The organism is Streptomyces durbertensis (assembly GCF_014156695.1).
In the GTDB taxonomy this organism is placed as follows: Bacteria; Actinomycetota; Actinomycetes; order Streptomycetales; family Streptomycetaceae; genus Streptomyces; species Streptomyces durbertensis.
In genome coordinates this window covers 1-6,873 of sequence record NZ_WMLF01000291.1, presented here as the reverse complement: position 1 = coordinate 6,873, position 6,873 = coordinate 1, and the positions used below count along the sequence as shown (strand labels likewise).

Below are 6,873 nucleotides of genomic sequence, written 5' to 3'. Positions count from 1 at the left end.
CCTCTGACGCCGCCCCGCCGCCCGCGCTTCCCCGCGGCGCGGGAGCCCCCGGCCGGCTCAGCTGGAGTCGCGTACGACCAGGCGCACCGGGGTGACGACGGACTTCGGCGGTGCCTCGTCGGGTGAGCGGTTCATCAGCCGCAGCAGCAGCTCGGCCATCGTGCGGCCCATCTCCTCGACGTCCTGATGGACCGTGGTGAGCGCGGGCTCGGCCCAGGCGGCGGGTTCGAGGTCGTCGTAGCCGACCACGGAGACGTCCGCGGGCACGTCGCGCCCGGCGGCGCGGAGCGTCCGCAACGCGCCGGTGGCCATCAGGTCGTTGCAGGCGAAGACGGCGTCCACGTCGGGGCGGCGGTCGAGCAGTTCGGCCATCGCCGCCTCGCCGCCCTCCATGGTGAAACCGCCGTGCGCGACCAGCTGTTCGTCGACGGCCAGCCCGGCCGCCTCCAGGGCGTGCCGGTAGCCGGTCAGCCGGTCCTGGGCGGAGGTCTGGTCGAGCGGGCCGGTGATGACGGCGATCGTGCGGCGGCCCCGGGCGAGCAGGTGGCCGGTGGCCAGGCGGGCGCCGCCGACGTTGTCGACGTCGACGTAGAGCGGGCCGCCGCTCCCGCCCGGTGACTCCCAACCGGGGCGGCCGCCGAAGACGGTGGGAAGTCCGGAGCGGGCGGCCATCGCGGGCAGCGGGTCGTCCCGGTGCAGCGAGAACATCAGCGCCCCGTCGACGTGCCCGGCGGACAGGTAGCGGCCTATCCGGGCGGGGTCGTCGCCCTCGCCGAGCAGCAGGAGCAGCAACTGGAGGTCGTGGCGCGAGAGTTCACGGCTGATGCCGCGCAGGTGGCGCGGGAAGAACGGGTCGGAGAAGACCCGGGTCTCCGGTTCGGCTATCACCACGGCCACGGCGCCGGTGCGTCGGGTGACCAGCGACCTGGCCGCCCGGTTGGGCACGTAGGCCAGTTCCGTGATCGACCGGTTGACGCGTTCGCGCACCTCCTCGCGCACGCCGGCGCCGCCGTTGACCACTCGGGACACGGTCGCCCTGGACACGCCCGCGTGGGCGGCTACCGCTTCAAGCGTGGGTCGGCTTCCGGGCACCTGTGACTCCTCCTTCGACCGGGCACTCCGACGCTACCTGGTACGGGGGGTGCGCTGGGCGGGCCCGCCCGGTTCGGTCGGCCGCGCGACCGAACAGACCGGTGACAGGTAAAGAATCATTGACATGCTGTCCGGTCTGCTTTACGTTCGTGGTGTCAAGTTTCTTTGACTCGGTGGTGTGGGAGTGCTGATGGCGTTCGAGGAGAAGCGGACCTGGGCGTTCGCCCTGGTCACCCTGGCCGGCTATCTGGTCTATCTGGCGGTCGTCCTCGGCCGGGCCGAAGGCGGACCGGTGCACGAGGCACCGTACGTCGCGGCGATGCTGTGGACGATCGGCGCGATGGTGGTGGTCACCGTCCTGGCGCACCTGGTCATCGTGGCCGGGTCCGGAGACGAGCGGGACCTGACCGACCAACGGGACCGGGAGATCGAGCGGTTCGGCAGCCACGTGGGGCAGGGCATGCTCGTGCTCGGCGCGGTGGGGGCGCTGGTCCTGACGATGCTGGAGGTCGCGCACTTCTGGATCGCCAACGCCCTCTTCCTCGGCTTCGTTCTCACGGCCCTGCTGGAGTCGGTCGCCAAACTCGTCGCCTACCGACGGGGGTTCCAGCCGTGGTGAGGCCGACCCGCGTCAGCAACCGCATCCGCGCCCTGCGCTTCGCACACGGCGAGATGACCCAGGCCGAGCTGGCCCGACGTCTCGGCGTCACCAGGCAGACGGTCATCGCGATCGAGAAGGGCCGCTACTCGCCGACCCTGGAGACCGCGTTCCAGATCGCCCGGGTCTTCGGCGTGCCGCTGGAGGAGGTCTTCCAGTACCCCGACGCCCCGGGCGCCCCCGAGGCCCCGAGCGCCGCCGACGGCTCGGCCGCCGACGGCTCGCAGGCCGCGAAGAGCACCGAAGAGCCCGACGGCCCGAACACCCCCGACACTCCCGACGACAGACGGAGCAGGACATGAAGGCGATCACCCAGAGCCGGTACGGATCGGCGGAGGTACTGGAGTACACGGAGGTCGAACGGCCGACGCCGAAGGACGGCGAGGTGCTGGTGCGGGTCCGCGCCGCCGGCGTGGACCGCGCCGTGTGGCATCTGATGACCGGACTGCCCTACGTCGTGCGGCCGGCCATCGGGCTTCGGGCGCCCCGGGAGAGGGTTCCGGGGCGGGACGTCGCCGGGGTGGTCGAGGCGGTCGGCGCCGGAGTCACCCGGTTCAAGGAAGGCGACGAGGTGTTCGGTGTCGGCGTGGGCACGTACGCCGAGTACGCGAGAGCACGCGAGGACAAGCTGGTGCGCAAGCCGGCCGGCGTCGGCTTCGAGATCGCCGCGGTCACCCCGTTCGGCGGCCTCACCGCGCTCCAGGCGATACGCGACCTCGGCGGGATCGGCGCGGGGGAGGGCGCCGGGCGGCGGGTGCTGGTCATCGGCGCGGGCGGCGGCGTCGGTACGGCGGCCGTCCAACTCGCCGCGGCGTACGGCGCGCACGTCACCGGGGTGTGCAGCGCGGGCAAGGCCGACCTCGTGCGCTCGCTCGGCGCGGCCGAGATCATCGACCACACCCGTCGGGACGTGGACACCAGCGGCCACGGCCCGCGCTACGACCTGGTCCTGGACATCGCGGGCAACCGGCCGCTCGGCCGCCTGCGCCGGCTGCTCACCCCGCGCGGCACCCTGGTGATCGTCGGCGGCGAGGACGGCGGCCGCTGGTTCGGCGGCCTCGGCCGCACCTTCCTCGCCCCGGTGCGCTCGCTGTTCACCCGGCAGCGGCTGGCCATGATGGTCGCCTCGGAGAACCAGCGGGACCTGGCCGTCCTCGCCGACCTGCTCGCGGACGGCACCCTGCGACCTCCGGTGGAGGAGACGCTGCCGCTGACCGACGCCGCCGAGGCGATGCGCCGCCTGGAATCCGGCCGGGTGCGCGGCAAGCTGGTCCTCGTCGTGGACTGACCCGACGACTCAGGCGTCGCCCGACCGTCGACCGACCCGCCGCCGCGCGGACCCGCCGTGCCGCCCGCCGAGCGGGGCGTCAGCCGCCGTAGGCGCCGGAGGCGGTCAGCCGCAGCGCGGTGTCGATCAGCGGCACATGGCTGAACGCCTGCGGGAAGTTGCCCACCTGGCGCTTCAGCTTGGGGTCCCACTCCTCGGCGAGCAGTCCCAGGTCGTTGCGCAGCGCGAGCAGCCGCTCGAACAGCTGACGGGCCTCGTCGACGCGGCCGATCATCGCCAGGTCGTCCGCCATCCAGAACGAGCAGGCCAGGAAAGCGCCCTCGTCGCCCTCCAGTCCGTCGACCCCGGGCTGGTCGCCGGCCGTCGGGTAGCGAAGGATGAAGCCGTCCTCGGTGGACAGCTCGCGCTGGATCGCCTCGATGGTGCCGATGACCCGCTTGTCGTCCGGCGGCAGGAAGCCCATCTGCGGGATGAGCAGCAGGGAGGCGTCCAGCTCCTTCGAACCGTAGGACTGGGTGAAGGTGTTGCGCTCGGCGTCGTAGCCGTGCTCGCACACGTCGCGGTGGATGGTCTCGCGCAGCTCCCGCCAGCGCTCCAGCGGGCCGTCCACCTCGCCGGACTCGATCAGCTTGATCGTGCGGTCCACGGCCACCCAGGCCATCACCTTGGAGTGCACGAAGTGCCGGCGCGGCCCCCGGACCTCCCAGATGCCCTCGTCGGGCTCGTCCCAGTGGTCCTCCAGGTAGTGGATCAGCCTGACCTGGAGCTGGCTGGCGTAGTCGTTGCGCGCCAGACCGGTCATGTGGCCCAGGTGCAGGGCCTCGGTGACCTCGCCGTAGACGTCGAGCTGGAGCTGGCCCGCGGCGCCGTTGCCGACGCGCACCGGGCTGGAGTTCTCGTAGCCCGGCAGCCAGTTCAGCTCCATCTCGCCCAGCTCCCGCTCGCCGGCGATGCCGTACATGATCTGGAGGTTCTCCGGGTCGCCGGCGACCGCGCGCAGCAGCCACTCGCGCCACGCCCGCGCCTCGTCCCGGTAGCCGGTGCGCAGCAGCGAGGACAGGGTGATCGCGGCGTCCCGCAGCCAGGTGAAGCGGTAGTCCCAGTTCCGCACCCCGCCGATCTCCTCGGGCAGGGAGGTCGTCGGGGCGGCGACGATGCCGCCGGTCGGTGCGTAGGTCAGCGCCTTCAGGGTGATCAGCGAGCGGATCACGGCCTCGCGGTAGGGGCCGTGGTAGGTGCAGTGGCTGACCCACTCGCGCCAGAACTCCTCGGTCGCCTCCAGGGCGGCCTCCGGCTCCGGCATCGGCGGCTCGTCCTTGTGCGACGGCTGCCAGCTGATGGTGAAGTTGACCCGCTCGCCGGGGCCGACGGTGAAGTCGGAGTAGGTCGTCAGGTCCTCGCCGTGCGTCTCGGCCTCGGTGTCCAGCCACACGGAGTCGGGGCCGGCGACCGCGGCGGTCCGCTCACCCACCTTGTGCACCCACGGCACCACCCAGCCGTAGGAGAAGCGCATGCGCAGCGCCGAGCGCATCGACACCCGGCCGCTGACGCCCTCCACGATGCGCACCAGCTGCGGCGCGCCGTCCCGGGGCGGCATGAAGTCGATCACCCGGACGGTACCGGTCGGGGTGTCCCACTCCGACTCCAGCACCAGCGAGTCGCCCCGGTAGGTGCGGCGGTCCGCCGGTGCGGGAGCCGCGTCGGCGTCCGTGGCCGGGCCGAGCCGCCAGAAGCCGTGCTCCTCGGTGCCCAGCAGGCCGGCGAAGACGGCGGGCGAGTCGAACCGGGGCAGGCACAGCCAGTCGGCCGTGCCGTCACGACAGATCAGGGCAGCGGTCTGCATGTCCCCGATGAGTGCGTAGTCCTCGATGCGCGCGGCCACGTACGTCTCCAGTCGAACTCACGCCCCGTGGGACGTACCGTCTTATGTGTTGCCCGAGCTGCTCGTCTGTCACCCGAGTATCCGGGCAGGATAGCGAGCCGGGCGGTCCACAGATCGATGGTCGCCACGGCGGGCCCTCGGACACAAGCCGAGTCGCCGTGTCGTGCGTCACCGCGCCCGCGCGGAGGGCAGGATGGAGAGCCGGAGCCGGCGGGCCCGGCGTCCCTCCGGGCGCGGCTCGACCGGCTGATACCCTGGTAGCCCGTGGACGGAGGGTGAAATCCCCCGAACCGCAGCGACGGCACCCCGCCGGACAAACGGCACCAGGGGTCGGCGCGTCTGACACCTCGCGACCACGGGAGCCCCCTCTTGGCCATGCCGCCTTCATCCATGACGACCAAGCACCTCTTCGTCACCGGGGGTGTCGCCTCCTCGCTCGGCAAGGGTCTGACGGCCTCCAGCCTGGGCGCCCTGCTCAAGGCGCGGGGACTGCGGGTCACGATGCAGAAGCTCGACCCGTACCTGAACGTCGACCCGGGCACGATGAACCCGTTCCAGCACGGCGAGGTGTTCGTCACCAACGACGGCGCCGAGACCGACCTGGACATCGGTCACTACGAGCGCTTCCTCGACGTCGACCTCGACGGTTCGGCGAACGTCACCACCGGCCAGGTGTACTCCTCGGTGATCGCCAAGGAGCGCCGGGGCGAGTACCTGGGTGACACCGTGCAGGTCATCCCGCACATCACCAACGAGATCAAGCACCGCATCCGCCGGATGGCCACCGACGACGTGGACGTGGTCATCACCGAGGTCGGCGGCACCGTCGGCGACATCGAGTCGCTGCCGTTCCTGGAGGCCGTCCGCCAGGTGCGCCACGAGGTCGGCCGCGACAACGTCTTTGTCGTGCACATCTCGCTGCTGCCCTACATCGGCCCGTCCGGCGAGCTGAAGACGAAGCCCACCCAGCACTCGGTGGCCGCGCTGCGCAACATCGGCATCCAGCCGGACGCCATCGTGCTGCGCGCGGACCGCGAGGTGCCGACCGCGATCAAGCGGAAGATCTCGCTGATGTGCGACGTGGACGAGGCCGCGGTGGTCGCCGCGATCGACGCCAAGTCGATCTACGACATCCCCAAGGTGCTGCACAGCGAGGGCCTGGACGCCTACGTGGTGCGCCGCCTGGACCTGCCCTTCCGCGACGTGGACTGGACGCAGTGGGACGACCTGCTGCGCCGGGTGCACGAGCCGGACCACGAGGTCACCGTCGCGCTTGTCGGCAAGTACATCGACCTGCCCGACGCCTACCTCTCGGTGACCGAGGCCATCCGCGCCGGCGGCTTCGCCAACCGCGCCCGCGTGAAGATCAAGTGGGTCACCTCCGACGACTGCGAGACCCCCGAGGGCGCCCGCGAGCAGCTGGGCGACGTGGACGCGATCTGCGTGCCCGGCGGCTTCGGCGACCGCGGCGTGGACGGCAAGGTGCAGGCGATCACCTACGCCCGCGAGAACAGGGTGCCGCTGCTCGGCCTGTGCCTGGGGCTGCAGTGCGTGGTGATCGAGGCGGCCCGCAACCTGGCCGGCATCGACGGCGCGAACTCCACCGAGTTCGACCAGGCCACCGCCCACCCGGTGATCTCCACCATGGCCGAACAGCTGGACATCGTCGCCGGCGAGGGCGACATGGGCGGCACCATGCGGCTCGGCCTCTACCCGGCCAAGCTCGCCGAGGGCTCCATCGTCCGCGAGGTCTACGGCGGCGAGCCGTACGTCGAGGAGCGCCACCGGCACCGCTACGAGGTGAACAACGCCTACCGCGGCGAGCTGGAGAAGAAGACCGGCATCGTGTTCTCCGGCACCTCCCCGGACAACAAGCTCGTCGAGTACGTCGAGTACCCGCGTGAGGTCCACCCCTACCTGGTCGCCACCCAGGCCCACCCGGAGCTGCGCTCC

The 6,873-nt window shown here is 71.7% G+C and carries 6 protein-coding genes; 4 read left to right on the top strand and 2 right to left on the bottom strand.

Annotation, left to right across the window (positions count from 1 at the left end; all coding sequences use genetic code 11):
- Positions 1-57: 57 nt before the first annotated feature.
- Positions 58-1,092: a LacI family DNA-binding transcriptional regulator gene (locus GL263_RS18265; protein ID WP_182856795.1), complete on the bottom strand. Its 1,035-nt coding sequence runs from the start codon at positions 1,090-1,092 to the stop codon at positions 58-60.
- 190 nt (positions 1,093-1,282) lie between these two features.
- Between GL263_RS18265 and GL263_RS18260 the strand changes: the two genes are divergently transcribed.
- The 3 genes from GL263_RS18260 to GL263_RS18250 are packed head-to-tail and all read left to right on the top strand — an operon-like array spanning position 1,283 to position 3,038.
- The gene (locus GL263_RS18260) at positions 1,283-1,711 is read left to right on the top strand and encodes a hypothetical protein (RefSeq protein ID WP_182856794.1); all 429 of its coding nucleotides are present in this window, start codon (positions 1,283-1,285) and stop codon (positions 1,709-1,711) included.
- On the top strand, positions 1,705-2,052 hold the full coding sequence (locus GL263_RS29190; RefSeq protein ID WP_182856793.1) for a helix-turn-helix transcriptional regulator: 348 nt from the start codon (positions 1,705-1,707) through the stop codon (positions 2,050-2,052). The genes GL263_RS18260 and GL263_RS29190 overlap by 7 nt, the downstream gene beginning before the upstream one ends.
- On the top strand, positions 2,049-3,038 hold the full coding sequence (locus tag GL263_RS18250) for an NAD(P)-dependent alcohol dehydrogenase (protein WP_182856792.1): 990 nt from the start codon (positions 2,049-2,051) through the stop codon (positions 3,036-3,038). The genes GL263_RS29190 and GL263_RS18250 overlap by 4 nt, the downstream gene beginning before the upstream one ends.
- A gap of 79 nt (positions 3,039-3,117) precedes the next feature.
- Here the strand turns inward: GL263_RS18250 and GL263_RS18245 are convergent, their stop codons facing one another.
- Positions 3,118-4,920, bottom strand: a complete 1,803-nt coding sequence (locus tag GL263_RS18245; protein ID WP_323379459.1) for a glycoside hydrolase family 15 protein — start codon at positions 4,918-4,920, stop codon at positions 3,118-3,120.
- A 375-nt stretch (positions 4,921-5,295) separates the two neighbouring features.
- Between GL263_RS18245 and pyrG the strand changes: the two genes are divergently transcribed.
- A partial coding sequence (gene pyrG, locus GL263_RS18240; protein ID WP_182856791.1) for a CTP synthase occupies positions 5,296-6,873 on the top strand: 1,578 nt, incomplete at its 3' end.

Bases quoted from the DNA above. Each gene is read 5' to 3' on its own strand.
- GL263_RS18260 (WP_182856794.1), top strand. From the start codon at position 1,283: ATGGCGTTCGAGGAGAAGCGGACCTGGGCGTTCGCCCTGGTCACCCTG.
- GL263_RS18250 (WP_182856792.1), top strand. From the start codon at position 2,049: ATGAAGGCGATCACCCAGAGCCGGTACGGATCGGCGGAGGTACTGGAG.